This is a genomic window from Frankia tisae, from assembly GCF_025403405.1.
In the GTDB taxonomy this organism is placed as follows: domain Bacteria; phylum Actinomycetota; class Actinomycetes; order Frankiales; family Frankiaceae; genus Frankia; species Frankia tisai.
In genome coordinates, this window is sequence record NZ_JANEZT010000835.1 from 1 (window position 1) to 430 (window position 430).

Sequence of the window (430 nt, forward strand, 5' to 3'; positions counted from 1 at the left end):
TCGATGCACGGCAAGTTGATCGAGTACGGCAAGCAACTCCAAAAGCGAGGCGTTGCAGTTCTCGAAAACCCTGCGTTCGGTAAGGTTCACCCTGAGCACATGAAAGGCTCACTGCACTACAACGGGCAAGCTCTTGACGTTTCAGGTGGCCCTGGTTGGCCTTCGAGCGGTCAGCGCATCTACGAAGAAGCTCGGAAGTTGGGCTTCGCTGCCATTTGGCAATCGGCAGGTCACTACGACCACGTTCACATTGACACGGGTATGTGGTCGAAGTACCACGACAAGCTCATTAAGACCGGGCGTACTGCCGGTGACAACCTTTCCGACCTTGCCGGTGATATTGTACATACTCTTGGCGGAGCACCAGCTGAGTTGCTGAAGAAGGCTGTCACGGCTGTCACTAGCAAAATCCCTGGGGTAAACTCACCGT

1 protein-coding gene is annotated in these 430 nt (G+C 54.7%); it reads left to right on the top strand.

Annotated elements, in window-relative coordinates; genetic code table 11:
• Positions 1 to 99 precede the first annotated feature (99 nt).
• The coding region (locus tag NBZ85_RS31895) for a hypothetical protein (protein WP_261563514.1) at positions 100 to 430 on the top strand (331 nt) is incomplete at its 3' end.